Below are 25,117 nucleotides of genomic sequence, written 5' to 3'. Positions count from 1 at the left end.
GTAAGCAATGAATATCGAGCAGCTTATGGAAAAGCTCGGCCGCTCTGGCGTCACCGTAATCCTCAAGGTGGATGATGAGAGGATGACAGAAAGCGGTGAGCCATGGACGGTAGTCATGTCGGGAAGAGGTCTTGGGGAGCAGGGATTTATCCGGGCTGAATCCTCAAGTCTTGATGATTGCCTGGAGCAGGCGCTCGACCGGCTGCGGGCCCGTCCGGGCGACTGGGAATGGCTGGCAGAGATTTCCTGATTAATGCCGAGAGGCCCCACCGGAAGTTGGTTCGGTGGGGCCTCTCGGCGTCTTGGCGGCAACGCTGACGGCAACGCCAGCGGACGGGTTCTGCACTTGGCGGGCCGTTAGGGCTCTTGGGTGCTCGGAGCGCATCGCCGAGGGTGTCGATGGCTTGGCGCTGGAGGCGGAGTCGGACGTGGGCGTACACGGTGGCGGTCACGCCGATATGGGCGTGGCCGAGGAGTTCTTTGATGACGACGAGTTCAATTCCCTGTTCGAGAAGGAGGGTCGCCGCCGAGTGACGGAGGTCGTGGAAGCGGATGCGGCGGAGCGTGGCCCGGAGCAGGGCGGTGAAGTGCCGGGTGAGCGTGGCTCCTTCGATTGGGGCACCGTTGGGTCGGGTGAAGACGTAGCCCCTGTCTTGCCAGCTTTCGCCTGCCGTCTCGCGTTCCCGGCGCTGCTGGTCGCGGTGCCGTGCGAGTGAGCGCAGGCAAGGGGTCGGCAGGGCGATGCGGCGCTCGGAGCTCTGGGTCTTCGTCGGGAGGGCGACCAGGCCGCCGGTGTTGGTGCGCTGGAGGGTGCGGCGGATGCTGGCGGTGCCGCCGGTCAGGTCGAGGTTTTCCCAACGCAGGCCGAGGAGTTCGCCCTTGCGGAACCCGGTGTGCAGGGCGAGCTCGAACAGCGCGTGCAGTCGGCAACCGCTGGTGGCGGCGAGGAACTGGCGGGCCTTGTTGGCGATGGGGAATTCGAATCGGCGGGGACGGGGTGTGCCCATGCGGACGTTGCGCGGGATCTCCTCCTCGCGGACGGCGTGCTCCAGGGCGGACTTCAGGGCGGAGTGAACGTAGGCGAGTGTCAGTGCGGAGGGTCGCGCCGAAGCACTTCACGATCGCGCAGTGGCGAGGCCGATCGGCCGGCCTCCGGGGCGTTCGGGTGGCGATCGGCGTAGAGGCCGCGTGCGCAGCACTGGCAGCGGGTGTGGAGCTGGTCGAGCCAGGTGCGGACGTTCTTGGCGGTGAGCTTGGCGAGCTTCTTCCGTCCCAGGCCAGGTATCAAGTAAAGCTGGACGCAGGCGGTGCAGCGGATGTGGGTGCTCTCACAAGGCGACGGTCGCCAGGCAATACGTCAGGTAGGAGCCGACGGCGCCTGGGGTCGAGGGGCGGGAACGCCGCGTCATGGGGCTGGCCCGGGAAGCCGGGATCGGTCGGCATCCGATCCGCGTCTCTGGGTAGGCGCTGATCGGGAATGTTGGGGGATCGCATCAGGAAGGGCGATTCAGGGCCAATGTTCCTGGTGGGGCTGCGTGTTCTGGCGTGGGTCGGTCGGCAGCCTTGCGTCACCGCACTCGGGGCCTGACGACCGCCCGCAGCAAATCAGACAATGAAGAGCCGGAGCTTGACGCCGATGGAGTCGGCGAGGTGGGTCAGGTCGTCGGGGTCACCGGTGACCACGGCGGCTTGGTGCTGGACGGCGGTGGCGACGACGATCGCGTCGACCACGTCCGAGGTTCCGGCGGCGCCGCAGGCGATGCCGGCGGCGCGGCCGGTGCGCTGGTCGTCGGCCAGGATGTTGCAGCCCTTGAGCACACGGGAGAGCTGGTGCTGCGGTCCGCCGCGCCACGCTTGGGCAAGTACGACGACAGGCACGACGGGGCGGATGTGCGCGGCGGTCAGCTCGTCGTGCAGGGCGAGGAAGTCAGGGTCGCGGCGCTCGGCGGCCAGCAGGGCGCCGGTGTCATAGACGATCGTGCGCACTACCCGACCGCCGACCACGGCTCGTCGTCCAGCAGCCCGGCTTCCATGAGGAACTGGCGGGCGCGCTGCCTCGACTCCGCCGGCAGTCTGCCGTGCTCGCTCTCGTACTCTGCCACCAGCTCACGCGCGGCGGCGCGGCCCTGGGCGTGCAGGGCAGCGATCTGAGCCTTCTCGACAGCGGCCTCGGCCAGCCAGGCGGACACGGGCTTGCCTTCTTCGGCCGCAGCCGCCTTGATCGTCTCCTCGACCTCCGGCGGCACCGAGATCGACAGTTTCCGTGCAGTCATGCATCCACGGTAGCGGATGGTAGGAAGGCATTCCTACCGCATTCGCGCGGAGTTTCACCATGCACCCGTCCGGCCAGTGGGTCTAGGCCGCCTACCTGCGAAAACGTAGCCAGGAACTGGTGGATCGGCTCTTTTGCGGGAGGCGTGGATCGATGCGCATAGCGTTCACCTCGTGCTCCAGGGCCCCGTTGCCACACGACTGAACGACGGTCCTGCGCCGGGTGCGCGCCTCGGTCTCCGCTGGGGCGCGCACCCTCTGGTCGGGTCGAGGCCGGGAGGGCTGTTCCGAGCTCGGCCCACGAAGTAGAGGCCGCTGTCCTCCGGTGGTGCTCGGTGCGGCCTGACGCGCGAGGTCGGCCGCACCGAACGTACCGACGGCAGGTCAGCGGCCGAGGGCGGTGAGGACGGTATCCGCCATCACGCGCTCGCCGGTTGCGTTGGGGTGGAAGGGGACGGCGGGGGAGCCGGGGAGGGCGCCTTCGATCCAGCGGTCGTCGGAGCAGGCGTCATGGCCCTTGGTGGGGGTGAAGGTGTCGACGTAGGTGGCGTCGTTGGCGGCGGCGGTGGTGGCGAGCATGGTGTTGAGCTGCCCGAGGATGCCGTGCAGGTAGGCGACGTCGCCGGTGGTGACGGGCTGGCGGCCGAGGCAGTTGCGCGCGTTCTCGGGGAGGACGGAGGGGTAACCCACCAGCAGGACCTTGGCGTTGGGGGCCTTGGCGTGGATCTTCTGCAGGGCGTCGGCGAGTTGCGGGGCGGCGGCGTTGATCCGGCCGACCAGGGTGTCGTCGCCGTACTGCCAGGACCAGGTGGCCAAGTCCCAGTGTCCGTGGGCGTAGTGGTCGTGGCACGGGGTGCCGAACGGGTTGACGACGGCGCCGGCGATGCAGGTCGCGATGACGTCGCCGATGCCGGCGTCGGAGGTGCCGAGTTCGTTGCCGCCCATCCCGAGGGTGACCAGGTCGGTGTCGGCGTTGACGGCGTCGAGCTGCGGGTCGTTGACCCGGATGAAGAGGTCGTACTGGGGCGAGGTAATCGCCTTGATCTTGGCGGCCGCGCAGGTCACGTCCGTGTAGCTGCTGCTGCCGAGTGTGGCGGCGACCAGGTGTCCGTAGTTGTGGTCGGATCGCAGGCAGAGCCCGGCCGACTGGCCGGGCACACCGGCTCCGGCCGCGTAGGAGTCGCCCAGGGCGACGTAGTTGCCGGTTATGCCGCTGCCGGCGGAATCCGCATGGGCGGCGGGGGCGCTGAAAGCGGTGAGAGCGGCGGCTGCGAGCAGGCCGCTGACCAGGGTGGATGTGCGCTTCAGGGCATGGCGGAGCACGGGTTCCTCCTGGGGGAGAGAAACAGCGGATGGGTGGGGGTGGCCTGGGCCGCGGCCGTTTCGAGCTACTGCAAAGTAAGTTACTGACGCGTTAACTGGTTGTCCAGATATTTCGAGCGCAAATCCTGAGCATGCGTCAGATATCCCTGGAATTACGCTCCGGGACGGAGCGAATTGTTAATTCGGATACGTGGTGGAGCGAAAGGTTCGGAGTACTTGTTACCGGCCGGTTGACCAGTGGCGGTCCAGGGCGCAGGATCGGACCACCTCGCCCCACCCGCCTGCTCAGCCCCGCCGACCTCCGGAGGATCGCCGTATGGCACTGGACGCCGACGTCATCGTCATCGGAGCCGGTCTGGCCGGCCTGGTGGCCACGGCCGAACTCGCCGACGCCGGACGGAAGGTGATCCTGCTCGACCAGGAGCCGAGAGCCTCGTTCGGCGGTCAGGCGCACTGGTCCTTCGGCGGACTCTTCCTGGTGGACTCGCCCGAGCAGCGCCGGATGCGGATCCGCGACTCGCACCAACTGGCCTGGCAGGACTGGCTCGGTACGGCCGGCTTCGACCGTGCCGAGGACCACTGGCCACGTCGCTGGGCCGAGGCGTACGTCGACTTCGCGGCGGGCGAGAAGCGCAACTGGCTGCGCGCGCAGGGGATCCGGTTCTTCCCGGTGGTCGGCTGGGCCGAGCGCGGCGGGCTGCTGGCCAGCGGTCCCGGCAACTCGGTGCCCCGCTTCCACATCACCTGGGGGACGGGCCCGGGCGTCGTGGAGCCGTTCGCCGGACGGGTGTTGGCGGCGGCGGCCCGGGGCCGGGTGGATCTGCGCTTCCGCCACCGGGTCACCGGCCTCTCGGCGACCGCCGGGGTGACCGACACCGTCAGCGGTGAGCTGCTGGTGCCGAGCAACGTCGCTCGCGGGGAGGGGAGTTCACGCGAGGTTGCGGGCTCCTTCGAACTGCGTGCGCAGGCGGTGATCGTCGCCTCCGGCGGTATCGGCGGCAACCACGATCTCGTGCGCAAGGCCTGGCCCGCCCGGCTCGGCACGCCGCCGCGGCGGATGCTCTCGGGCGTGCCGGCACATGTGGACGGCCTGATGCTGGAGGTCGCGGGCGCGGCCGGAGGCCACCTGATCAACGGCGACCGGATGTGGCACTACACCGAGGGCATAGCGAACTGGAACCCGATCTGGCGGGACCACGCCATCCGCATCCTGCCGGGACCGTCCTCGCTCTGGCTGGACGCCCGCGGACGGCGGCTGCCCGTACCGCTGTTCCCGGGCTTCGACACACTCGGCACCCTGGAACACATCATGACGACGGGCCATGACCACACCTGGTTCGTACTGACCCAGAAGATCATCGAGAAGGAGTTCGCCCTCTCCGGCTCCGAGCAGAACCCCGACCTGACGGGCAAGAGCATCAGGGACGTGCTGGGCCGGGCGCGGTCGGGTGCCCCGGGACCGGTCGAGGCGTTCAAGCGGAACGGCGCGGACTTCGTGGTCGCCGACACCCTGCCCGGGCTGGTCCGGGGCATGAACGCGCTGGTCGACACCGCCGGGGCCGGCGAACCGCTCATCGACGAGGCCGAGTTGCGCCGCGAGATCGAGGCCCGTGACCGCGAGATGGCCAACCCGTTCAGCAAGGACCTCCAGGTGACGGCCATCCACGGCGCCCGCCGCTACCTCGGCGACAGGCTGATCCGCACCGCGGCGCCGCACCGTCTGCTCGACCCGAAGGCGGGTCCGCTGATCGCCGTCCGGCTCAACATCCTCACCCGCAAGTCGCTCGGCGGCCTCGAAACCGACCTCTCCGCCCGGGTGCTGCGCGCGGACGGCTCGGTGCTGGACGGCGTGTACGCGGCCGGGGAGGCGTCGGGGTTCGGCGGCGGCGGGGTGCACGGCTACCGCTCGCTGGAGGGGACGTTCCTCGGTGGCTGCCTGTTCTCGGGCCGCATCGCCGGCCGCGCGGCGGCACGGGCCACGGCATAGGGACGGGCCAGTACCGGGCCGATACCAGGACTCCGCAAGGCGAGCTGCAAGAGGCGCCGAAGGAAGCGGGACCACGCTCAGGGGCGCCACCCGACGGAAGGGTTCGGGTGGCGCCCCCGGCGTGGTGGACGGGCTCAGCGCTTGGCGTAGACGCCGTCCATGAAGTCGGCGATCATCTGGTCGGTCACGCCCTTGCCCATCATGTGGCCATTGGCGAGGTCGGCCTCACTGATCATGCCGACCAGCTTCTCCCCGTCGATCACCAGGATCCGGCGGATCTGGTGCTGCTTCATCTTCTTGAGCACCGTGTCCATGCTGTCCTCGGACCGGACGCAGTGCGGGTGCCCGGCCAGCTCCATGGCCTTCATCGACGCCGGGTCCTTGCGCTTGGCGATACATCGGATGACGATGTCGCGGTCGGTGATGATGCCCTTGAGCTTCTGGTCGCTGCCGCAGATCGGCAGTGCTCCGACGCCAAGCTTCGCCATCATCTCGGCGGCCTCCTGCAGCGTCTGGTCCTCGTTGATGCACTGGGCCTTGGCGTGCATGACGTCACGTGCTGTGATCACGGTCAATCCTCCTTGGTCGCTCCGCTCTGGCGGCAGCGCCGTTCGCAGCCGCTCTGGGCGGGCGGAGTGACGATGTGGTCACCATAAGCAGCGGTGGGGCAGGCCGCTCGGCGAACGGAGGAAGGGTGGCGGCAGGGGCTCAGGCCGGTTCGTCGGTGAGGCCGAGGCGCAGGTGGTCCACGTGGTAGACCGCCTGGTCGAGGAGTTCGGCCACGTGGTGGTCGTGCAGTGAGTACACGACCGAGCGCCCGCGCCGTTCGCCGATGACCAGTCCGAGGTTGCGCAGCAGGCGCAGCTGGTGGGAGCAGGCGGACTGCTCCATGCCCACGGCCTCGGCCAGCTCGGTCGCGGCCCGGGGGCCTTCGCGCAGCTGAGCGAGTATCAGCAGCCTGGACGGGGTGGCCAGGGCCTGGAGCGTGTTGGCGACCTTGGCCGCGTTCGAGGCGTCCAGGCGCATGCGCGGTACGGCGTTCGCGGCGGCTCCATGTCCCATGGCTGCATCCTACGGGGCACGCTCGCGCGGTTCGGGAGGCGGCGGCCGACAGGTTCGACCTGAATGAATGAAAAGCTGTTCATGTATTCCTGTATGGTGGATGGCTGTCCGCCCCGCCATGCCCTGAGGGCCCAGAGGATTCCGAGGACCCCGCCATGTCCACCACCCTCACCACCCCGGTCGGCCCGGCTGCGCGGCCGACCGCGCCACCGGTCCGCCGCACCCGCAGCCTCGCCCTCCCGGAGGCCCGCTGGGCGGCCGCCGCCACGTTCGCCTTCCTGCTGGCACTGCTCACCCAGGTGCTCGGCGCGCCGGGTTGGGCGTACGGGGCGCTGTACGCCGTCGCCTACGCGACCGGAGGCTGGGAACCCGCCTGGGCGGGACTCCGGGCGCTGCGCGAGCGGACGCTGGACGTCGATCTGCTGATGATCGTCGCGGCGCTGGGCGCGGCGGCCATCGGCCAGGTGCTGGACGGCGCGCTGCTGATCGTCATCTTCGCCACCTCCGGGGCCCTGGAGGCGCTGGCCACCGCCCGTACCGCCGACTCCGTTCGCGGCCTGCTCGACCTCGCGCCGGCCACCGCCTGCCGTGTCACGGCGGACGGGAGCGAGGAGACCGTCCCGGCCGCCGTGCTGGCGGTCGGCGACACCGTGCTGGTCCGCCCCGGTGAGCGGGTCGGCGCGGACGGACGCGTACTCGACGGCCTCAGCGAGGTCGACCAGTCCACCATCACGGGCGAGCCGCTGCCGGTGGCCAAGGCGGCCGGGGACGAGGTCTTCGCCGGAACGCTGAACGGTGCCGGAGCCCTGCGGATCGCCGTCGAGCGGGACTCCTCCGACACGGTGATCGCCCGGATCGTCGCCATGGTCGAGGAGGCCAGCAGCACCAAGGCGCCCACCCAGCTCTTCATCGAGAAGGTCGAACAGCGCTATGCGATCGGTCTTGTCGTCGCCACCCTGGCGCTGTTCGCGCTGCCGCTGGCCTTCGGCGGCCCGCTGACCCAGACCCTGCTGCGGGCCATGACCTTCATGATCGTGGCCTCGCCGTGCGCGGTGGTGCTGGCCACCATGCCGCCGCTGCTCTCCGCCATCGCCACCGCCGGGCGGCACGGCGTCCTGGTGAAGTCGGCCGTGGTCATGGAGCGGCTGGGGCAGGTCACCGCCGTCGCCGTGGACAAGACCGGCACCCTCACCGCGGGCACCCCGCAGCTCGTGGACATCAGGACCGCCACGACCGGTGACCTCCTGGCCGGCGGCTCCACCTCCGGCGGCGTCATCGGCGAACTGCTCGCCGTGGCCGCCGCGGCCGAGGTGCGCAGCGAGCACCCGCTGGGCCGGGCCGTGGTCGCCGCCGCGCACGAGCGGGCACTGCCGCTGCCCGCGTCGACCGGCTTCGCGTCCACACCGGGGACGGGCGTCCGCGCGGTGGTGGACGGCCGGGTGGTCGAGGTCGGCAATCCGGCCCGGTTCTCGCTGCCGCCGGAGACGGCGGCCGTGGTGGCCGAGCTGGAGTCGGCCGGGCGGACGGCCGTGGTGGTGCTGCGCGACGGGCTGCCGCTGGGTGTGCTCGGCCTCGCCGACCGTCCGCGCGAGCTGGCCGCCGAGGCCGTCCGACGGCTGGGTGCCCTGACGGCGCGGCTGCCGGTGCTGCTCACCGGTGACAATCCGCGTGCCGCCGCCGCGCTTGCGGCCGACCTCGGTCTCCCGCAGGTCAGGGCCGGGCTGCTGCCGCAGCAGAAGGTGGCGGCCGTAAGGGAGTTGGAGGCGCAGGGGGAGCGGGTCCTGATGCTCGGAGACGGGGTCAACGACGCACCGTCGCTGGCCGCCGCACACTGCGGCGTGGCGATGGGCCGGGCCGGGTCCGACCTGGCGCTGGAGACCGCGGATGCGGTGGTGGTCAGGGACGAACTCCTCGCCGTACCGGCCGTGGTGGCCCTGTCGCGGCGCGCGCGGCGGCTGGTGGTGCAGAATCTGGTGATCGCGGGGGTGTTCATCGCCACCCTGGTGACCTGGGACCTGGCCGGCGCACTGCCGCTGCCGCTCGGCGTCGCCGGGCACGAGGGCTCCACCGTGATCGTCGGTCTCAACGGCCTGCGGCTGCTGCGCGACTCGGCGTGGCGGCGGGCCCTGTCGGAAGGAAACTGATGGCTCGTCGTCGCAGCAAGGAGACCGCAGGACCGGCGGCGTCAGGTGCCGGTTCCGGCTGCACGGTCACGGTCTGCCGAGGCTGCTGCTGCGGCACGACGGCCAAGCACCCGGAGGTGGACCACGGCGCCCAGCTGGAACGGCTGCGCCAGGGCGTCGGCGACGCGGGCCGGGTGAGGGCGGTGCAGTGCCTGGACGCCTGCGACCACTCCAACGTGGTCGTGGTCAGCCCCTCGGCACAGGGCCGGCTCGCGGGCGGGCGCCCGGTCTGGCTGGGATGGGTGCTGGCCGACGACATGCTCGACGAGATATCCGAGTGGGTACGGGCCGGCGGCCCCGGCATCGCCGAGCCGCCCGGCACCCTGGACCTCCAGGAGTTCGCCGTCTCGCGCCGCGTCCGTGAGGGCCTGCCCGGCTGACGGCGCAGCCCCGCGCCCCTGAAAGCAGTGCACGGGTTCGCGGCTTGGGGTGAGGCCGCGCCACCCGGCCTGCAATGCTTGGACCCATGGCAGACCAGGGCGAGAGCGGTGGGACGGCGGGGACCGGCGCGGCGGCGCCGAGCGGCTGCGGTAGGGCGGAGCTGAACGGCAGACCGGTGAGCGAGGCGGAGCTCAGGGCTCTGGCGCTCACCGGCTACGGCCACTTCACCACCATGTGCGTGGAGGACGGCCGGGTGCGCGGCCTCCAGCTGCACCTGGACCGGCTGGTCCGCGACTGCCGCACGGTCTTCGGGACCGAGTTGGACGTCGAACGGGTACGGGCGTACGCGCGCCGGGTGGTGCCGACGGCCGGGGCGATGGTGGTCCGGGTGACCGTCTTCGACCCGGCGCTGGACATCGGGACGATCGGCTCGCCCGCCGAGCCGCAGCTGCTGGTGACCACCCGCCCCGCGAGCGGTACCTCGCCCCTGCGGCCCGTACCGCCGCTGCGGGTGCGCTCGGTGGCGTACCGGCGCGAGCTGCCCGCTGTGAAGAGCGTCGGCCTGTTCGGCGCGCTCTGGCAGCGGCGGGAGGCGCAGCGGGCGGGTTTCGACGACGCGCTGTTCGTGGACGGGGAGCGGGGGATCTCCGAGGGCGGCACCTGGAACATCGGCTTCGTCCGGGGCCGGGAGGTGGTCTGGCCGAACGCCGAACATCTGCCGGGCACCACAATGGAGTTGCTGCGCGGCCTGTACCCGGGCCGGACGGAGCGGGTCACCGTGGCGGAGGCCGCCGGCTTCGAGGCGGCGTTCGCGACCAACGCGGCCATCGGCGTACGGGCGGTCGGCGGACTGGACTCGCTGGCCTTCCCGCCCGGACATCCCGTGATCGAGGAACTCCGTTCACGTTACGTCGCACTGACTGGTGATCAGCTCTGAGCGAAAACGGTCGTTTTCGCTCAGCCGTGGGCGAAGTGACGGTTCGGCACAGCCGGGTTCGGCGAGGATCGCCGGTATGGAGACGGTGGAGATTCTTCCGGAGCTGTACCTGCTGGGTTTCGAGGTCGGGCATGCGTATCTGTGGCGCGACCCGGACGGCCTGACGCTGATCGACACGGGGGTGGTCGGCTCCGGCGCGCTGATCGCGGAGGCGATCCGCTCGCTGGGTCACGGGACGGACGAGCTGCGGCGCATCGTACTGACGCACTGTCATCAGGACCACGTCGGTTCGACGGCCGAGATCACCGCCTGGGGCAGCGGGGGCGGTGTCGAGGTAATGGCGCACCGGCTCGACGCGCCCGTGATCCGGGGCGAACGGCCGATGCCGCCGCCGGTCTTCGACGACGCCCCGGTGTGGGAGCGTGAGCTCTGGGAGGGGATGACCCGGCCGCCGGCGGCGCCGCCCGCGCGGGTGGACGTCGAGGTCGAGGACGGCGACGTCCTGGACTTCGGCGGCGGGGCGCAGGTCGTGGCGGTCCCCGGTCACACCGACGGGAGCATCGCACTCCATCTGCCGGGGCCCGGGGTGCTGTTCACGGGGGACGCGGTGGCCGGCGTCGGCGGGCAGCCCATCCTCGGAGTCTTCAACCTGGACCGGGCCCGGGCGATCGAGTCCTTCCGCCGCCTGGCCGAACTCGACGCGGCGGTGGCGGTCTTCGGCCACGGTGAGCCGATCACGAGCGGTACCGCCGCAGCGATGCGGGCTGCGGCGGCGACCGCCCGCTGACCTCGGCCCCTGTCCGACGGGATCGGCCGGACGGGATCGGCCGGACGGCATCGGACGCGATCGGCCTGACAGGAGCCGGCGGTCAGGAGGTGTTCTCGGCCTGGGCCATCCAGGAGTACTTCTCCAAGTCGGCGGTGAGGCCGATCAGGATGTCCTGGCTGACCGGGTCGGGGGCGGCGGTGGCGGCGATGCGCTCGCGCATCCGGGTGATCACCGCACCGAGGGCCGCGACCAGGGTGCCGACCGTGGCGGAGTCGGTGACGGCTCCCTCGGGCGCGGCGGCGATACCGCTGCTCGCGGAGACCGTCCTGGCCCGGCCGTCCGGCGAGAAGCCGACCGCGGCGGCCCGCTCGGCCACGGTGTCGGCGTGCCGGCGTGCCAGGCCGACCACCTCGTCCAGCTGGAGGTGGACGGACCGGAAGCGCGGCCCGACCACGTTCCAGTGCAACTGCTTCGCCATCAGCGACAGGTCGATCAGATCGACCAGTGCGCCCTGGAGTGCCTCCCCGACCACCTTGCGGTCGGCATCCGGCAGGGGGCTCTTGATTCCGTACATCGGCTCTGCTCCTTACGGTGCGGCTTCGGCTCGGGTTCGCCGGTCAGCCTCTCACAGAGTCACCCAAAACAGTCATATCGCCCGATGCTCCGGGGTGTGTTCCTGACGGCACGGCAGATGGCAGTCCGTCAGCCCACACCATGGTGGGCCGATCAGCGGTTCTTTGCGAACACTTGGTCGAAACTTGCGGTCCGGCACACCGACACGACGACGGCCGTTCACCGGATGTCCGTGTGCACGCAATCGGCCACTGCGAATCTCCACGCCATGGATATCCCACGTATGGGCGTGCCCGAGAAGCTGGCCGGGCGCATGAGCATGGCCGAGCAGCACGAGTACCTGCGCAGCAGGTTCTCCCGTCGCAAGGCGCTTCGGGCCGGCGCCATCACGGTCGGCGCGATCGCCGTCGGTGGTGCCCTGGGCAGCGGCACCGCCTCCGCCGCCCCGGCGGCCCCGGGTCTGCTCACGGCCGGTACCGCGGACGGAATCAACGGCTCGCTGGTCGCCCCGATCGGCCGTCACCTCGCCTTCGGTGCCGAGCCGGACACCCAGCTTCGGATCTCCTGGCAGGTCCCGGCCCCGGTCAAGCGGCCGTTCCTGCGGTTCGGCAAGCACCCGTGGTCGCTCAGCCACAAGATCCAGGCCGAGGTCCGTGCCCTGCACACCCCGGCGCTCACCCCGACCGGCACCCCGGTCGACCAGTACTACCTGCATGTCTCGCTGGACGACCTCGACCCCGACACCACCTACTACTACGGTGTCGGCCACGACGGCTTCGACCCCGCCTCGCAGCAGGCCGTCTCCACCCTCAGCACCTTCCGCACCGCCCCCGCCCGCGACTGGCGCTGGGGTACGCCGTACGCGCCGTTCACCTTCACCGCCTTCGGCGACCAGGGCGTGAGCGCGCACGCGGCCGGGAACGACCACATCATCCTGGCCCAGAAGCCGTCCTTCCACCTGCATGCGGGCGACATCTGCTACGCCGACCCGATGGGCCAGGGCCAGGACACCGACAAGTCCGCCTACAACGCCAAGACCTGGGACGCCTTCCTGGCCCAGACCGAGACCGTCGCCTCGAAGATCCCGTGGATGGTCTCCTACGGCAACCACGACATGGAGGCCTGGTACTCGCACAACGGGTACGGCGGCGAGGACGCCCGCTTCTTCCTCCCGGACAACGGCCCTGACCCGCGCAAGGCCCCCGGCGTCTACGCCTTCAAGTACGGCAACGTCGGTGTCGTCTCGCTGGACGCCAATGACGTCTCGTACGAGATCCCGGTCAACCTCGGCCTCACGGCCGGCAAGCAGACCAAGTGGCTGGACCGGCAGCTGCGCGAGCTGCGCGACGACGAGAGCGTCGACTTCATCGTCGTCTTCTTCCACCACTGCGCCTTCTCCACCACCCACCAGCACGCCTCCGAGGGCGGTGTCCGCGAGGCCTGGGTGCCGCTGTTCGAGAAGTACCGTGTGGACCTGGTGATCAACGGTCACAACCACGTCTACGAGCGCACCGACGCGATCCTCGGCAACAAGGTCTCCAAGGCCGTGCCGAGCGGCGAGACCATCGAGACCGCCAAGGACGGCATCGTCTACGTCACCGCCGGTGCCGCCGGTCGCAGTCTCTACAGCTTCGACTACCCCGACACGTACGAGGGCCACGAGCACCGCGTCGACTCGGTCGACACCTTCCACTTCGCCAAGGGCGGCGTGAAGGTCACCGAGACCGTCGAGTGGTCCCGGGTCCGCTACACCGGCTACTCCTTCATCAAGGTGGACGTCACCCCGGCCCACCCCGGCCGCAAGTCCTCGATGAAGGTCACCGCCCTGGCGGAGGACGGCACCCAGATCGACCACTACACCATCCTGCGCACGGCCGGTGAGAGCTGGGACGACGGAGACGACGACGGCGACAACGGCGACTGGCCCTGGCTGCGCCGCTGACGTACGACCACGGCAAGGGCCCGCGCTCCGATCGAGCGCGAGCCCTTGCCCATGCGCAGCCTCCCGACTGCCGGAGGGTCTCAGCCGCGCAGGGCGGCCAGCTGCTCGGCGAGGGTGTCGCTGTGCTGGAAGGTCAGGCCCGCGAGCCCCACGTGCTTCCAGCGCACCACGCCGGCCTCGTCCAGGATGAACACCGACCGCCGCAGCCCGAGCCCGGGCACCGCGATCCCGTACGCCCTGATCACCGCCCGCCCGGGATCCGCCAGCAGCGGGAAGCCGAGGCTGTGCTTGCGGGCGAACCCCTCATGGCTGTCCAGATCCTGCGGGCTGACACCCCAGACCTCCGCGCCCAGCCCCTTGAAGCGCTCCAACTCCGAGGTGTACGAGCAGAGTTGCTTGGTGCACACCGGAGTGTCGTCCCCCGGGTAGAACACCAGCACCAAGGGTCGCCCCTCGGCCTCGGCCAACCGGTACTCCCGCCGCTCCACCACCCCGTCGGTGAGCAGCACACCGGGCAGAACGAACGCGGGAGCCTGGCTCCCGACCTCGGGCGACTTGGTCATCGAGCTCACTCCTGGGGAAGGGGGTCGTTGCGGTAGTACGGTGGCACACCGGCGGTGCTTCTGCCGGCAGAAGCGCGCGCCCCGCCGGTCGACCACCGGGGGTGGCGCCGGGGCGGGCGGGTCACATCGTAAGCTCGCTGGTCATGACCGTCGCTCGTTCCGCCCTGTTGTTCATTCTCGCCGCGATCCTCGAAATCGGGGGTGCGTGGATGGTGTGGCAGGGGGTGCGCGAGCACCGGGGCCTGGCCTGGGTGGGCGCGGGTGTGGTCACCCTCGGTGCGTACGGGTTTGTGGCGACGTTGCAGGCCGACAGTCACTTCGGGCGGGTCCTGGCCGCGTACGGCGGGGTGTTCGTGGCCGGTTCGCTGCTCTGGGGCGCGGTGATGGACGGCTACCGGCCGGACCGGGTGGATGTGATCGGAGCTCTGATCTGCCTGGCCGGTGTCGCCGTCATCATGTACGGACCGAGGGGGAGCTGAACCGCCTCGGATCGACCGGCGACAGGGCCCGCGGCGTCCGCGCTCCCTGTCGCCGGTCGGTCCTACTGCCGGTAGGTGGCGAGGAAGCGGCCGATGCGGCTGATGGCGGTCTCCAGGTCGTCGGCCCGGGGCAGGGTGACGAAGCGGAAGTGGTCGGGCCGGGGCCAGTTGAAGCCGGTGCCCTGGACGATGTGGATCTTCTCGCGGAGGAGGAGGTCCAGGACGAACTGCTCGTCGTCCACGATCTTGTGCACCGCCGGGTCCAGCTTGGCAAAGGCGTACAGGGCGCCCTTGGGCTTGACGCAGCTGACACCGGGCAGTTCGTTGAGCGCTCGCCAGGCGACGTCGCGCTGCTCGGTGAGACGGCCGTTGGGCAGGGTGAGGTCGTGGATGGACTGGTGGCCGCCGAGGGCCGCCTGGACGGCGAACTGGGCCGGGACGTTGGGGCACAGCCGCATCCCGGCGAGCATGGTGAGCCCCTCCAGGTAGTCCCTGGCGTGCTGCTTGGGGCCGGAGACCACTAGCCAGCCGCTGCGGAAACCCGCCACCCGGTACGCCTTGGAGAGGCCGTTGAAGGTGAGCGTGAGCACATCGTCGGAGAGCGCGGCCAGGCAGTGGTGCTCGGTGCCGTCGTAGAGGATCTTGTCGTAGATCTCGTCGGCGAAGACCATGAGCCCGTGCCGGCGGGCGAGTTCGAGGATGCCCTCCAGGAGCTCCTTCGAGTAGACCGCGCCGGTCGGGTTGTTGGGGTTGATGACGACGATGGCCTTGGTGCGGTGGGTGATCTTGGCGGCGATGTCGTCGAGGTCGGGGTACCAGTCCGCCTCCTCGTCGCACAGATAGTGCACCGCCTTGCCCCCGGCGAACCGTACGACCGCCGTCCACAGCGGGTAGTCGGGCATCGGGACGAGCACCTCGTCACCGTCGTCCACCAGCGCTTGCACGCTCATCTGGATCAGCTCGGAGGCGCCGTTGCCGAGGTAGACGTCGTCCACCGTGACGCCCGGGACGCCGCGCTGCTGGTAGTACTGCACCACGGCCCGGCGGGCGGGCAGGATGCCGCGCGAGTCGCTGTAGCCGTGCGCGTTGGGGAGGTTGCGGATGATGTCCTGGAGGATCTCCTCCGGGGCCTCGAAGCCGAACGGGGCCGGGTTGCCGGTGTTCAGGCGCAGCACGCTGTGCCCGGCCTCCTCCAGGGCGTTCGCCTGGTCGACCACCGGGCCGCGGATCTCGTAGCACACGTCCTTCAGCTTGCTGGACTGCCGAAACTCCATCAGCGGTCTCCCGATCCGTCCGTCACCGCACCGTCAGTCTGGTCGCTTTGTTCTACCAAGTATCCACTTGGAAAGTCCAACCTTTTGGCTATGCTGATCCACATGTCACGCCGAAGCTACGACCAGTACTGCGCCGTCGCCCGCGCCCTGGACGCCGTGGGCGAGCGCTGGAGTCTCCTGATCGTCCGTGAACTCCTCGACGGCCCACGCCGCTACACCGACCTGCACGCGGACCTGCCCGGCGTCTCCACCGACATCCTGGCAACCCGTCTCAAGCAGCTGGAGAGCGAGGGCCTGGCCGTCCGCCGCAAGCTGGAACGGCCGGCCAGCGCGACGGTGTACCAACTGACGGAACGCGGCCTGGCCCTCCGTCAGGTCATCGGCGCCCTCGGCGCCTGGGGCCTGGACGCCCTCGGTGAACCCCGCCCCACCGACGCCGTCCGCGAGCACTGGATGACGGGGGAGAACACCTAGCCGTCGGCGGCCGGGCGTTCGGCGATGAGGGCGGTGCCGACCCGGCGGAAGCCGAGGCGGGCGTAGATGCGGGCGACGTTCTCGTCCCCGGCCGAGAGGAAGACGGTCCGCACGCCGTTGGCGCGGGCGTCGGCCACCAGCGCGGCGGTGACCGCATGGGCCAGGCCCCGGCGGCGGGCGGTGGGGAGCGTGCCGACGCCGACGATCTCGCTGACCTCGCCGACCGGTTGGTGCTGGCCCGCGCAGAGTGCGGTGCCGTCCGCGATCGCGACGGCGACGCTGGTCAGCCCACTGCGGATGCGGGCGGCGATGCGCTCGACGGAGCCGTCCCCGGTGGTCGCGAGGATGGCTTCGGCGAGCTCGGCCGGGCCGGCGGCGCCCAGCTCGGTACCGGGTTCGGTGAACGCCAGGTAGGGCACCGCCAGCGCGCCCGCCAGGGCCGGATCCTCGGGGCCGAGGATCCGTACGGTGACCCCGGAGCCGGACACGGCCTGCGGGGTCGAAGCGGCCGGGTCGAGTGCCATCAGCGGGTGCTCGTGCACGGCGAGTCCGGACGCCTCGACGGCGGCGCGCAGTGAGGGTGCGGTCTCGGCGACCCACTCGAAGGCCTCCGGCGCGCCCAACTCCCGCTGCCGGGCCCGGACTCGCGCCACGTCGGTCACGTCCACCGGACCGGCGGCGGCGCCCAGCGCCGGACGGGCGTAGAAGGGCCAGCCCGCGCCCTCGCGGACGAAGAGCGAGAGCGGGCCGAAGTCCTCGACTCGGGCGCCGCTTCTCGGCACGGCGTCGTAGTACCGCTCGAGGAGGTCCAGTACGGGGGCGGACGGGGGCTGCTGATGGTCGGATGAGCTCACGCGCTGCATCAAAGCAGTCGCCTCCGGCACTGTCACGGAGTTTTGCCGAAGGTGGACCCCCGGGGAGTCTCTGCGCCCGCCGAACTCGCCGACGTACCGAACTCGCCGACGTACCGATCCGGGCTGCGAACGGCGAAGGCCGGGGGCTGCACTCCCGGCCGGCGGATGCTGCGCGTACGATCGCTGTCGCCATGAACAACACCACCACGTCTGCCACTTCCGCTGCTTCCACCGAGCCCGCTGTCGGTGGCGCCCACCGCAGCTTTGCCGGATATGTCGCCGTCGGGGACTCCTTCACCGAGGGCATGTGCGACGAGCTGCTCCCCGACGGCCAGTTCCGGGGGTGGGCCGACCGGGTCGCCGCCGCGCTGGCCGCCGAACGGCCGGGGGAGGAGTTCCGCTACGCCAACCTCGCCGTACGCGGCAAGCTCATCGGCCAGATCTGCGCCGAGCAGGTCGACCGGGCCGCCGCCATGCGGGCCGACCTGGTCACCCTGGCGGGCGGGCTCAACGACGTGCTGCGGCCCGGTTGCGACATCGCCGAGGTCGAGCGGCTGCTGGGCCGTGCCGCCACCGGACTGCTCGACGGCAACGCGGACGGCAACGCGGACGGCAAGGCGGACGGCGGTCCCGGCGCCGGCTGCGGCGACGGCCCGACCGTGGTGATGTTCACCAGCACCGATCCCACCCGCCGCCTGGCCGGGAGCGCCCGACTGCTCCCGGCCATCCTGGAGATGAAGTCCTTCGTCGAAGGACTCGCCAGGAGGTATCCGAACGTACTGGTGGTGGACCTCTTCTCGGCGCCGTGCTTCGACGACCGCCGCATGTGGGCCGAGGACCGGCTGCACCTCTCCCCGGAGGGCCACCGCCGGGTCGCCGCCGCCGTCCTGGAAGCTCTCGGACGCCCGGCCGGTTTCGACTGGCGCGCGCCGCTTCCTCCGGCCGAGCCGCGCAGCCGCGGGGAACGGCTCGGCTCCGACCTGCGCTGGCTGCGCATCCACCTCGGCCCGTGGATCGGCCGCCGTCTCACGGGCAGGTCCTCCGGCGACAACCGCCCGCCCAAGCGAGCCGAACTCCTGCCGTACGAGGGCTGAGGGCGACCGGCCGGCCCTTCGGGAGGCGCGGTGGAAGCCCGGCCAGGGACTCCGGTGGCCGGGCTGTGAGTGCTTCTGGTGTCGGCGCCTACTGCTGGTCGGTGGGCGGCTGGTTGCCGATCTGTTCGTCCAGCTTCTTCTGAACGGTGTCGGTCTGGCTCTGGTACTTGTTCCCCGTCCTTGCATCGAAGGCGTCGCCGGCCTTCTCGACTCCTTGTCGGGCGGTGTCCTCGTGCCCCTTGATCATGGACTTGAGCTTGTCGAGCATGGACATGGGTGGTCCTCCTCACGGGATGCCTGACGCTCCCAGCATCTCTGATGCGGCCGATGTCCACACCCGGAGCGGCCCGCCGTCGGACCGGAGCTAGTTGGCCCAGGGCGGGGTGAGCGCCGAGCCGTCGGCCAGGGTGGCCCGCAGGCCGGTGCGGGCGGTCACCCAGGCGTGGGCGGGCTGGTCGCCCGGGTTGTCGACCTTCAGCCGGGTGCCTGCCGGGGCGATCGCGGTGTCGCCGGGGGCGAGGGGAGTCCGGTGGCCGTCGAGGGTGACGACCGGTGACCCGGACAGCACGTGCAGGATCTCCTCGTGGCTGATGGTGTGCTCGACTCCCGGGGTTCCGGGGGCGATCTCCAGCCGCCAGGCGCAGAGATCGGAGCTGCCGGAGGCCGGGGTGGCGTAGGAGAGGAAGCGGGCGCCGTGGATCTCGTGAACGGTGGCCTGGCCGGTGCGGATGACGGGCATGGTGGGCCCTTTCTGGATAAATGGAACCAATGGGCAAGCTGCTTGACTATATGGTCAAGCAGCTTGCCCATATAGTCAAGAAGATTGTCCATTTGCGGGATTGGGCTGGCAGAATCCCAGGCATGACCGAAGCCGAGTCCGCCATCCAGGAGACCGTCGCCCTGAGCCTCCCGCCGCTGCTCCTCGGGCTGGCCGCCGATCTGGTCCGGGCGATCGACGCAGGCGTGCGCGAACGTGGCTTCGACGACGTGCGCCCGGCGCACGGCTTCGCCTTCGCGCGGCTCGTCCCGGACGGTGCCAGTGTCGGCGAGCTGGCCGAGCACCTGGGCGTGACCAAGCAGGCGGCGAGCCAGCTGGTCGAGGAACTCGTCCGCAAGGGCTACGTCGAGCGGCAGCCGCATCCCGCCGACGCGCGCGCCCGGCTGATCGTGCTCACCGAACGCGGCTGGGCCTGCACCCGCGCGGCCGACGAGGCGGCGGCCGAGGCCGTCCGGCCCTGGACGGCGACCCTGGGCGAGCAGGGGCTGCGCGGACTCCGGGACGACCTGGCCAGGCTTGCCCCCACGGGCCGGCTGCGACCGATCTGGTGACGGATCGTCGAACGGTCCCGTGGGTGTCGCCGGCCCGGGACGCGGCAGACGTCCAGGGCGATATGAGGATCAGTCGGTCAGGGTGATGCGAATGGCGATGCTGCCCGCCTCGCCCCGGCGCAGTCGGCTGCCGAGCAGCAGTAGGCGCCCGATCAGGCCGTACTTGCGCTTGAGCAGCGGCCGGTAGCGGCGGGCCGTGGCCAGGTCGCAGATCTCGGCGGTGGCGGGCACCTGGGGGCCGGCCGGGTTGCCACGGACGTCGCAGGGGCCCACCAGGACGTCCGCGCGGTTGCGGATCCGCTTGACCTTCCAGCTGTCGGCGGCCGTCCAGACCCCCAGTGCCCCGCCGTCGGGGACCACCCAGACCGGGGTGGGGACGCCGGTGCCGTCCTTCTTGAACGTGGTGACCAGCAGGTACTTTCCGGCGGCGAGCTGCTTCAGCAGCGTCTCATCCATGTCCGGAGTCTAGGCGTCCGGAGTCTAGGCTCGGCCATGGGGAGCACCTCCGAGACTCGGCGCGCGTCGCCTCGCCGCACGGGCGGGCCGGGAAGCCCGGGCGGGACGGGCCGAGGCGGGCGCCCCCAACAGCCGGTGGGAGCGCCCGCCCCGAACTCGCCGAAGACGTAAGGGCGTTACTCCGTGCGCAGGCCGTCCGCGCGCATCATCCGCCACAGTGAAGGCAGGCTGGCCGCGGTGACCAGCAGCACCACCCCGCCACCGACCGGGCAGAATCCGGCGATCGAGGCCCAGTCGAGGCTCTGCGGCTGTCCGGTCATCGCCAGCAGGGCCGAGCCGAGGCCGACCCCTGCGAGCGCGGCCAGGACCAGGCCAGGGCCGACGGTCGCCTTCGGGTCTGCGGGCTCAGGCCACCCGGATCGGGCCGCGCCGGACCTGGGGAGCCTGCTGGAGTGCGGCGGCGGGCGAGACCGAGGCCCGCCAGAGCCGGGCGGCGGACCAGAGGGAGGCGACCAGCAGCAGACCGTTGCGCAGCACGATGACCGCGGTGCCCTTCCAGCCGCCGTGGATCAGCGAGTCGAAGAAGAGCGGGTAGTCGATGGTGGTGACGGCCGTGGCGAGCAGCAGCAGCAGGGCGACCGGCCGCTGGCAGGAGCCCCGTACCGTCAGGCAGACCGCCGAGAGTCCGATCAGCCAGATCAGATACTGCGGGCTGATCACCCGGCTGGTCACGGTGAACAGCAGCACGGCCGTCAGCGCCGCGTCGTAGGGGGTGGCGGCGTTCCAGCGGCGGGCGCGGAAGCGCCAGAGCAGCAGCCAGCCGAAGGCGAGCGCGGTCAGCAGCAGGGAGGCGCGGGCGATCGCGTGCACATGAGGGCCGAGGAACTCCAGCGAGCCGTAGTGCTGGTCCACATCGCCCGGCCAGCCGAGCTCCCTGGCCACCTGGAGCACGCTGCCGCCCAGCGACTCGATCTCCACGCCGCGCCCCTGCTGGCCCTTCAGGAAGTCGAAGGCCCCGTGGAAGAGGGTGGCCAGCACCAGCAGCAGCGCGGTGGCCGAGGCGCACATCGCCGACCACGCCTGCCTGGTGCCGCGTCCGCGCGGTGCGCCGAGCACCACCAGGGCGGGCCAGACCTTGACCATCGCGCCGATCCCGGCGAGCGCCCCGCCCGCCCTGGGGCGGCTCGGAAGCAGCAGCAGCGCGGCCATCGCCAGGGCGGTGACCGGGAGGTCGTAGCGGCCGTAGGGCAGGCCGAGCATCAGCGGCAGGGCCATCGCCCACATCCATGCCCCGGCGGTGGAACGGCCCCGGTGTACACCGCCGTTGCGCCGCAGCGAGACCCGGACCAGGGCGGCCTGGGTGATCGCGTCGGTGAGCAGCATCAGCAGGGCGAAGGCCTGAAGATACGTCAGGAAGGGCAGCAGGCCGGGGGCGAGCATCGCGAGTGCGGCTCCGGGCGGGTACTGCCAGGTGACGTCCCCGATCGGGAAGGTGCCGCTCTGGAGGACCTGGAACCAGCCGAAGTAGGTCCGGTGCACCTCGATGGCCTGCTCGGCCTTGCCGGAGCGGAGCATCCCGATCATGATCATGCGGCTGGCGATCCAGTAGCCGGCCAGGGCGAGTGCCTCACGCGGCCAGGTGGCCGGTCTGGTCCAGCGGAACGGACCTGTCTGGGGCATGCCCCACTGAGTGACCGGTGTCGGGGCCTGAGCCACCATCGCCTCCACGAGAAGGTAACCGTGTGATCTATCTCATATCAGACAAATTAGGTCGGATAATCACCGCTTGGCTGCGTGTCACCGACCGTCAGCACAACGCGCCACGCCACCCCGAGGACACGCCCGCACCCCCCTCCGGGCGGGGCACCTGCCAGAATGCAGGGCGGACCTGAGCCCAGTCGCCGAACCTTCGTCACCGAACACCGGTCGCCGAACGCTTGTTGACTGAACGCTCACTGTTGAACCAGGAGAAGGTGGCCGGCTTCGTGACCATGCCAGTCGAACGCAAGATCGCCGAAGAGCTGGGCGTCCGCGAGGGGCAGGTGAAGGCGGCCGTCGACCTGCTCGACGGCGGCGCCACCGTTCCCTTCGTCGCCCGCTACCGCAAGGAGGCCACCGGTTCGCTCGACGACGCCCAGCTGCGCACCCTGGAAGAGCGGCTGCGCTACCTGCGCGAGTTGGAGGAGCGCCGGAGCGCCGTGCTGGAGTCCATCGACTCCCAGGGCAAGCTGGACGACACCCTGCGAGCCCAGATCCTCGGCGCCGACTCCAAGGCACGGCTGGAGGACATCTACCTCCCCTACAAGCCCAAGCGGCGCACCAAGGCGCAGATCGCCCGCGAGGCCGGCCTCGAACCGCTCGCCGACACCCTGCTCGCCGACCCCACCCAGGACCCTGCCGCGCTGGCCGGCGGGTACCTGAACGAGTCGGTCGCCGACCAGGCCGCCGCGCTGGAGGGCGCCCGGGCCATCCTGGTCGAACGCTTCGGCGAGGACGCCGACCTGGTCGGGTCCCTGCGCGAGCGGATGTGGACCCGCGGCCGCCTGGTCGCGACCGTCCGCGAGGGCAAGGAGCAGGACGGCGCCAAGTTCGCCGACTACTTCGACTTCGCCGAGCCCTACACCAAGCTCCCCTCGCACCGCATCCTCGCCATGCTGCGCGGCGAGAAGGAGGAGATCCTCAACCTCGACCTCTCGCCGCTGGACGGCTCGGAGGGCGACCTGCCCGGCGAGAGCGACTACGAGCAGCGGATCGCCGCCCGATTCGGCATCGCCGACCGGGGCCGCCCCGCCGACAAGTGGCTCACCGACACCGTCCGCTGGGCCTGGCGCACCCGGATCCTGGTCCGGCTCGGCATCGACCTGCGCACCCGGCTGCGCCAGGAGGCCGAGGACGAGGCCGTCCGCGTCTTCGCCGCCAACCTGCGCGACCTGCTGCTCGCCGCCCCCGCCGGGACCCGCGCCACCATGGGCCTCGACCCCGGCTTCCGTACCGGCGTCAAGGTCGCCGTCGTGGACGCCACCGGCAAGGTCGTCGCGCACAGCACCATCTACCCCCACCAGCCCGCCAACAAGTGGGACGCGGCTCTGGCCACCCTCGCCGAGCTGGCCGGGAAGCACTCGGTGGACCTGGTCGCGATCGGCAACGGCACCGCCTCCCGCGAGACCGACAAGCTCGCCGAGGACCTGATCAAGCGTCACCCGGAGCTGAAGCTCACCAAGGCGATCGTGTCCGAGGCGGGCGCCTCGGTGTACTCCGCCTCCGCGTTCGCCTCCCAGGAGCTGCCCGAACTCGACGTCTCCATCCGGGGCGCGGTCTCCATCGCCCGCCGCCTCCAGGACCCGCTGGCCGAACTGGTCAAGATCGACCCCAAGTCGATCGGCGTCGGCCAGTACCAGCACGACCTCAGCGAGGTGAAGCTCTCCCGCTCGCTGGACGCCGTGGTCGAGGACTGCGTCAACGCCGTCGGCGTCGACGTCAACACCGCCTCCACGCCGCTGCTCACCCGGGTCTCCGGCGTCACCGCCACCCTCGCCGACAACATCGTGGCCCACCGTGACGCCAACGGTCCCTTCCGGACCAGGAAGGCGCTCAAGGACGTCGCCCGGCTCGGGCCGAAGGCCTTCGAGCAGTGCGCGGGCTTCCTGCGCATCCCCGGCGGAGAGGATCCGCTGGACGCCTCCAGCGTGCACCCCGAGGCATACCCCGTGGTCCGCCGCATCCTGGCCGGCACCGGCGGTGAACTGCGTGCGCTGATCGGCAACAGCGAGGCGCTGCGGGCGCTGCGCCCGGCCGACTTCGCCGACGAGACCTTCGGCGTGCCGACCGTCACCGACATCCTCGCCGAGCTGGACAAGCCGGGCCGCGACCCCCGCCCGGCCTTCCGCACCGCCGTCTTCAAGGAGGGCGTCGACAAGATCGGCGACCTGGAGGTGGGGATGGTGCTGGAGGGCGTCGTCACCAACGTCGCCGCGTTCGGCGCGTTCGTGGACGTGGGCGTGCACCAGGACGGCCTGGTCCATGTGTCGGCGCTGTCCAGGAACTTCGTCAAGGACCCGCGCGAGGTGGTCAAGCCCGGCGACATCGTGCGCGTCCGGGTCACCTCGGTGGATGTGGCTCGCAAGCGGATCGGCCTGACGCTCCGTCTGGACGACGAGGTCACCAAGCCCGGCGGCGGGAGCGACGGACGCCGGGACCGGGGTGGCGAGCGCGGCGGCGACCGGGGCCCGCGTCCGCCGCGTCAGGACCGGCGCGGCGGCGGCGATCGTCGAGGCAGCGGCCCGGCGCCGGTCGGCAACAGCGCCATGGCCGACGCGCTCCGCCGCGCGGGCCTGGCCGGCGGTGACTCCGGCAGGCGCTGACGCCCTTCCAGCCCCGGCCCGGTGACGGCTGACTGCCCGTCACCGGGCCACCGGGCAGGCCTGCTCGGAGCTGGGGCGGTCGGAGCCGGGCCGGTCGGAAGCTGCCGGGGCTCGCGCGTCAGCCGGCCTTGGAGCGGGACTCGACGGCGAGGGCGACCAGTTCGCCCCACCACGCATCGCGGCCGCGTACCAGCAGGTGCTGGGCCTCGGCGGCGGGGACGGCCCGGACCTCCACGACCTGTTCGCCGTCGGCGGGGTTGGTCGGCTCGGTGTCCACCACGACTTCGGCCCACCCCCACAGCCAGGCCTTCTCCGGGTGGGGCTGCCACGGCCGGTACGGGACCGGACTGTCCGTCACACAGCGGTGCGCGCCGATCCACGCCGGTGGTCCGGCCAGCCGGGCGCCCGCCTCCTCGCGCAACTCCCGCACCAGGCAGGACTCGATGCTCTCCGCCTCCTCCCGGGTGCCGCCCGGGAGGAACCAGTGGCCGCGGATGTCGCGGCAGAGCACCACCTTGCCGTCCGAGAACCCCACCAGGTGGATGTTGGTGATCAGTTCGTCCGGCGGCAGTTCCGCCGAGAACTGGGCGTCGATTCCGCCCCAGGCCCAGCGCTGAGGTGCATGCAGGCTCGGGAACCGCGCTGCCAGGTCGGCGAGTTCCGCTGTTCTGTCCGTGGTGTCCGTCATCCGGAGATCGTAGTCCCCCGGAGGGGAGGGCGGTGCCGTTCGGACCGGTCCGGGGCTGCTGCGGTGATGGAGCGTCAGGGGCTGATGGCGAGGACGAGGTAGGCGGCGAGCAGGGGG

The 25,117-nt window shown here is 71.1% G+C and carries 27 protein-coding genes and 1 pseudogene; 12 read left to right on the top strand and 16 right to left on the bottom strand.

The genetic code is table 11. From position 1 onward, the window contains the following. Positions 1-7: 7 nt before the first annotated feature. Positions 8-250, top strand: coding sequence for a hypothetical protein (locus P3T39_RS04335; RefSeq protein WP_280695960.1), 243 nt, complete (start codon positions 8-10; stop codon positions 248-250). Here P3T39_RS04335 and P3T39_RS04330 read toward each other — a convergent pair. The 4 genes from P3T39_RS04330 to P3T39_RS04315 all read right to left on the bottom strand — a co-directional run bounded on the left by P3T39_RS04330 (position 147) and on the right by P3T39_RS04315 (position 3,594). Further along, the gene (locus P3T39_RS04330; RefSeq protein WP_280695958.1) at positions 147-1,007 is read right to left on the bottom strand and encodes a site-specific integrase; all 861 of its coding nucleotides are present in this window, start codon (positions 1,005-1,007) and stop codon (positions 147-149) included. The genes P3T39_RS04335 and P3T39_RS04330 overlap by 104 nt on opposite strands. A gap of 598 nt (positions 1,008-1,605) precedes the next feature. Then, positions 1,606-1,986, bottom strand: a complete 381-nt coding sequence (locus tag P3T39_RS04325; RefSeq protein ID WP_280695957.1) for a PIN domain-containing protein — start codon at positions 1,984-1,986, stop codon at positions 1,606-1,608. Then, positions 1,986-2,273 (bottom strand): hypothetical protein, encoded by a 288-nt coding sequence (locus P3T39_RS04320; protein WP_280695956.1) that lies wholly within the window; start codon positions 2,271-2,273, stop codon positions 1,986-1,988. Before P3T39_RS04320 ends, P3T39_RS04325 begins: the two co-directional genes overlap by 1 nt. A gap of 382 nt (positions 2,274-2,655) precedes the next feature. Further along, positions 2,656-3,594: an SGNH/GDSL hydrolase family protein gene (locus P3T39_RS04315; RefSeq protein ID WP_280695955.1), complete on the bottom strand. Its 939-nt coding sequence runs from the start codon at positions 3,592-3,594 to the stop codon at positions 2,656-2,658. Positions 3,595-3,910: 316 nt separating this feature from the next. Between P3T39_RS04315 and P3T39_RS04310 the strand changes: the two genes are divergently transcribed. Then, positions 3,911-5,581 carry an FAD-binding dehydrogenase gene (locus P3T39_RS04310; RefSeq protein ID WP_280695954.1) on the top strand — a complete coding sequence of 557 codons (1,671 nt, stop codon included), beginning with the start codon at positions 3,911-3,913 and terminating at the stop codon, positions 5,579-5,581. 134 nt (positions 5,582-5,715) lie between these two features. Here P3T39_RS04310 and P3T39_RS04305 read toward each other — a convergent pair whose 3' ends face one another. After that, the gene (locus P3T39_RS04305) at positions 5,716-6,150 is read right to left on the bottom strand and encodes a CBS domain-containing protein (protein WP_280695952.1); all 435 of its coding nucleotides are present in this window, start codon (positions 6,148-6,150) and stop codon (positions 5,716-5,718) included. A gap of 139 nt (positions 6,151-6,289) precedes the next feature. After that, a complete protein-coding gene (locus tag P3T39_RS04300; RefSeq protein WP_280695951.1) occupies positions 6,290-6,643 on the bottom strand; it encodes a metalloregulator ArsR/SmtB family transcription factor in 354 nt (117 codons plus the stop codon). Positions 6,644-6,798: 155 nt separating this feature from the next. Between P3T39_RS04300 and P3T39_RS04295 the strand changes: the two genes are divergently transcribed. The 4 genes from P3T39_RS04295 (at position 6,799) to P3T39_RS04280 (ending at position 10,931) form a co-directional block, all read left to right on the top strand. Beyond that, positions 6,799-8,787, top strand: coding sequence for a heavy metal translocating P-type ATPase (locus tag P3T39_RS04295; protein WP_280695950.1), 1,989 nt, complete (start codon positions 6,799-6,801; stop codon positions 8,785-8,787). Continuing rightward, positions 8,787-9,206 (top strand): (2Fe-2S) ferredoxin domain-containing protein, encoded by a 420-nt coding sequence (locus P3T39_RS04290; RefSeq protein WP_280695949.1) that lies wholly within the window; start codon positions 8,787-8,789, stop codon positions 9,204-9,206. The genes P3T39_RS04295 and P3T39_RS04290 overlap by 1 nt, the downstream gene beginning before the upstream one ends. Before the next feature lie 86 nt (positions 9,207-9,292). Next, the gene (locus P3T39_RS04285) at positions 9,293-10,144 is read left to right on the top strand and encodes an aminotransferase class IV (RefSeq protein ID WP_280695948.1); all 852 of its coding nucleotides are present in this window, start codon (positions 9,293-9,295) and stop codon (positions 10,142-10,144) included. Between the two features lie 76 nt (positions 10,145-10,220). After that, positions 10,221-10,931, top strand: coding sequence for an MBL fold metallo-hydrolase (locus P3T39_RS04280; protein ID WP_280695947.1), 711 nt, complete (start codon positions 10,221-10,223; stop codon positions 10,929-10,931). An 82-nt stretch (positions 10,932-11,013) separates the two neighbouring features. On the opposite strand, the gene P3T39_RS04275 is transcribed toward P3T39_RS04280, so the two are convergent. Next, on the bottom strand, positions 11,014-11,487 hold the full coding sequence (locus P3T39_RS04275) for a DNA starvation/stationary phase protection protein (RefSeq protein ID WP_280695946.1): 474 nt from the start codon (positions 11,485-11,487) through the stop codon (positions 11,014-11,016). 267 nt (positions 11,488-11,754) lie between these two features. Between P3T39_RS04275 and P3T39_RS04270 the strand changes: the two genes are divergently transcribed. Then, positions 11,755-13,428 carry a metallophosphoesterase family protein gene (locus tag P3T39_RS04270; RefSeq protein ID WP_280695944.1) on the top strand — a complete coding sequence of 558 codons (1,674 nt, stop codon included), beginning with the start codon at positions 11,755-11,757 and terminating at the stop codon, positions 13,426-13,428. An 80-nt stretch (positions 13,429-13,508) separates the two neighbouring features. Here P3T39_RS04270 and P3T39_RS04265 read toward each other — a convergent pair whose 3' ends face one another. Beyond that, positions 13,509-13,991: a peroxiredoxin gene (locus P3T39_RS04265; protein WP_280695943.1), complete on the bottom strand. Its 483-nt coding sequence runs from the start codon at positions 13,989-13,991 to the stop codon at positions 13,509-13,511. Positions 13,992-14,134: 143 nt separating this feature from the next. Between P3T39_RS04265 and P3T39_RS04260 the strand changes: the two genes are divergently transcribed. Further along, on the top strand, positions 14,135-14,470 hold the full coding sequence (locus P3T39_RS04260) for a YnfA family protein (protein WP_280695942.1): 336 nt from the start codon (positions 14,135-14,137) through the stop codon (positions 14,468-14,470). A 62-nt stretch (positions 14,471-14,532) separates the two neighbouring features. Here the strand turns inward: P3T39_RS04260 and P3T39_RS04255 are convergent, their stop codons facing one another. Further along, complete coding sequence (locus P3T39_RS04255) at positions 14,533-15,744, bottom strand: pyridoxal phosphate-dependent aminotransferase (RefSeq protein ID WP_280695941.1); 1,212 nt, start codon at positions 15,742-15,744, stop codon at positions 14,533-14,535. A gap of 102 nt (positions 15,745-15,846) precedes the next feature. Between P3T39_RS04255 and P3T39_RS04250 the strand changes: the two are divergent. Beyond that, positions 15,847-16,197: pseudogene (locus P3T39_RS04250) on the top strand (helix-turn-helix domain-containing protein); the annotation flags it as partial. 17 nt (positions 16,198-16,214) lie between these two features. On the opposite strand, the gene P3T39_RS04245 reads toward P3T39_RS04250, so the two are convergent. Beyond that, positions 16,215-17,072 (bottom strand): GNAT family N-acetyltransferase, encoded by an 858-nt coding sequence (locus tag P3T39_RS04245; RefSeq protein ID WP_280695938.1) that lies wholly within the window; start codon positions 17,070-17,072, stop codon positions 16,215-16,217. Positions 17,073-17,263: 191 nt separating this feature from the next. Between P3T39_RS04245 and P3T39_RS04240 the strand changes: the two genes are divergently transcribed. Further along, positions 17,264-18,166, top strand: a complete 903-nt coding sequence (locus P3T39_RS04240; protein WP_280695937.1) for an SGNH/GDSL hydrolase family protein — start codon at positions 17,264-17,266, stop codon at positions 18,164-18,166. 88 nt (positions 18,167-18,254) lie between these two features. Here P3T39_RS04240 and P3T39_RS04235 read toward each other — a convergent pair whose 3' ends face one another. Continuing rightward, positions 18,255-18,440 (bottom strand): antitoxin, encoded by a 186-nt coding sequence (locus P3T39_RS04235; RefSeq protein ID WP_280695936.1) that lies wholly within the window; start codon positions 18,438-18,440, stop codon positions 18,255-18,257. 90 nt (positions 18,441-18,530) lie between these two features. Beyond that, complete coding sequence (locus P3T39_RS04230) at positions 18,531-18,905, bottom strand: cupin domain-containing protein (protein WP_280695935.1); 375 nt, start codon at positions 18,903-18,905, stop codon at positions 18,531-18,533. A gap of 143 nt (positions 18,906-19,048) precedes the next feature. Here P3T39_RS04230 and P3T39_RS04225 point away from each other — a divergent pair, with 143 nt between their 5' ends. Then, positions 19,049-19,495, top strand: a complete 447-nt coding sequence (locus tag P3T39_RS04225) for a MarR family transcriptional regulator (RefSeq protein ID WP_280696088.1) — start codon at positions 19,049-19,051, stop codon at positions 19,493-19,495. A gap of 69 nt (positions 19,496-19,564) precedes the next feature. Here P3T39_RS04225 and P3T39_RS04220 read toward each other — a convergent pair whose 3' ends face one another. The 3 genes from P3T39_RS04220 to P3T39_RS04210 form a co-directional block, all read right to left on the bottom strand. Beyond that, positions 19,565-19,951, bottom strand: coding sequence for a PPOX class F420-dependent oxidoreductase (locus P3T39_RS04220; protein ID WP_280695934.1), 387 nt, complete (start codon positions 19,949-19,951; stop codon positions 19,565-19,567). 176 nt (positions 19,952-20,127) lie between these two features. Beyond that, positions 20,128-20,271, bottom strand: a complete 144-nt coding sequence (locus P3T39_RS04215; protein WP_280695933.1) for a hypothetical protein — start codon at positions 20,269-20,271, stop codon at positions 20,128-20,130. Between the two features lie 85 nt (positions 20,272-20,356). Continuing rightward, positions 20,357-21,631, bottom strand: a complete 1,275-nt coding sequence (locus P3T39_RS04210) for a glycosyltransferase family 87 protein (RefSeq protein ID WP_280695932.1) — start codon at positions 21,629-21,631, stop codon at positions 20,357-20,359. Between the two features lie 311 nt (positions 21,632-21,942). Here P3T39_RS04210 and P3T39_RS04205 point away from each other — a divergent pair, with 311 nt between their 5' ends. Beyond that, the gene (locus P3T39_RS04205) at positions 21,943-24,312 is read left to right on the top strand and encodes a Tex family protein (RefSeq protein WP_280696087.1); all 2,370 of its coding nucleotides are present in this window, start codon (positions 21,943-21,945) and stop codon (positions 24,310-24,312) included. 118 nt (positions 24,313-24,430) lie between these two features. On the opposite strand, the gene P3T39_RS04200 is transcribed toward P3T39_RS04205, so the two are convergent. Beyond that, positions 24,431-25,000: an NUDIX hydrolase gene (locus P3T39_RS04200; protein ID WP_280695931.1), complete on the bottom strand. Its 570-nt coding sequence runs from the start codon at positions 24,998-25,000 to the stop codon at positions 24,431-24,433. Between the last annotated feature and the right edge of the window lie 117 nt (positions 25,001-25,117).

The organism is Kitasatospora sp. GP82, assembly GCF_029892105.1.
Lineage (GTDB): Bacteria > Actinomycetota > Actinomycetes > Streptomycetales > Streptomycetaceae > Kitasatospora.
Note: the sequence above shows the minus strand (reverse complement) of the source record. Positions and strands in the feature narration are given on the sequence as shown.

Coding starts and splice junctions, on each gene's coding strand:
- P3T39_RS04335 (WP_280695960.1), top strand. CDS start 8: ATGAATATCGAGCAGCTTATGGAAAAGCTCGGCCGCTCTGGCGTCACC.
- P3T39_RS04275 (WP_280695946.1), bottom strand. CDS start 11,487: ATGTACGGAATCAAGAGCCCCCTGCCGGATGCCGACCGCAAGGTGGTC.
- P3T39_RS04200 (WP_280695931.1), bottom strand. CDS start 25,000: ATGACGGACACCACGGACAGAACAGCGGAACTCGCCGACCTGGCAGCG.
- P3T39_RS04270 (WP_280695944.1), top strand. CDS start 11,755: ATGGATATCCCACGTATGGGCGTGCCCGAGAAGCTGGCCGGGCGCATG.
- P3T39_RS04330 (WP_280695958.1), bottom strand. CDS start 1,007: ATGGGCACACCCCGTCCCCGCCGATTCGAATTCCCCATCGCCAACAAG.
- P3T39_RS04210 (WP_280695932.1), bottom strand. CDS start 21,631: ATGCCCCAGACAGGTCCGTTCCGCTGGACCAGACCGGCCACCTGGCCG.
- P3T39_RS04215 (WP_280695933.1), bottom strand. CDS start 20,271: ATGACCGGACAGCCGCAGAGCCTCGACTGGGCCTCGATCGCCGGATTC.
- P3T39_RS04260 (WP_280695942.1), top strand. CDS start 14,135: ATGACCGTCGCTCGTTCCGCCCTGTTGTTCATTCTCGCCGCGATCCTC.
- P3T39_RS04220 (WP_280695934.1), bottom strand. CDS start 19,951: ATGGATGAGACGCTGCTGAAGCAGCTCGCCGCCGGAAAGTACCTGCTG.
- P3T39_RS04265 (WP_280695943.1), bottom strand. CDS start 13,991: ATGACCAAGTCGCCCGAGGTCGGGAGCCAGGCTCCCGCGTTCGTTCTG.
- P3T39_RS04285 (WP_280695948.1), top strand. CDS start 9,293: ATGGCAGACCAGGGCGAGAGCGGTGGGACGGCGGGGACCGGCGCGGCG.
- P3T39_RS04280 (WP_280695947.1), top strand. CDS start 10,221: ATGGAGACGGTGGAGATTCTTCCGGAGCTGTACCTGCTGGGTTTCGAG.
- P3T39_RS04310 (WP_280695954.1), top strand. CDS start 3,911: ATGGCACTGGACGCCGACGTCATCGTCATCGGAGCCGGTCTGGCCGGC.
- P3T39_RS04240 (WP_280695937.1), top strand. CDS start 17,264: ATGAACAACACCACCACGTCTGCCACTTCCGCTGCTTCCACCGAGCCC.
- P3T39_RS04290 (WP_280695949.1), top strand. CDS start 8,787: ATGGCTCGTCGTCGCAGCAAGGAGACCGCAGGACCGGCGGCGTCAGGT.
- P3T39_RS04320 (WP_280695956.1), bottom strand. CDS start 2,273: ATGACTGCACGGAAACTGTCGATCTCGGTGCCGCCGGAGGTCGAGGAG.
- P3T39_RS04235 (WP_280695936.1), bottom strand. CDS start 18,440: ATGTCCATGCTCGACAAGCTCAAGTCCATGATCAAGGGGCACGAGGAC.
- P3T39_RS04230 (WP_280695935.1), bottom strand. CDS start 18,905: ATGCCCGTCATCCGCACCGGCCAGGCCACCGTTCACGAGATCCACGGC.
- P3T39_RS04205 (WP_280696087.1), top strand. CDS start 21,943: ATGCCAGTCGAACGCAAGATCGCCGAAGAGCTGGGCGTCCGCGAGGGG.
- P3T39_RS04295 (WP_280695950.1), top strand. CDS start 6,799: ATGTCCACCACCCTCACCACCCCGGTCGGCCCGGCTGCGCGGCCGACC.
- P3T39_RS04300 (WP_280695951.1), bottom strand. CDS start 6,643: ATGGGACATGGAGCCGCCGCGAACGCCGTACCGCGCATGCGCCTGGAC.
- P3T39_RS04255 (WP_280695941.1), bottom strand. CDS start 15,744: ATGGAGTTTCGGCAGTCCAGCAAGCTGAAGGACGTGTGCTACGAGATC.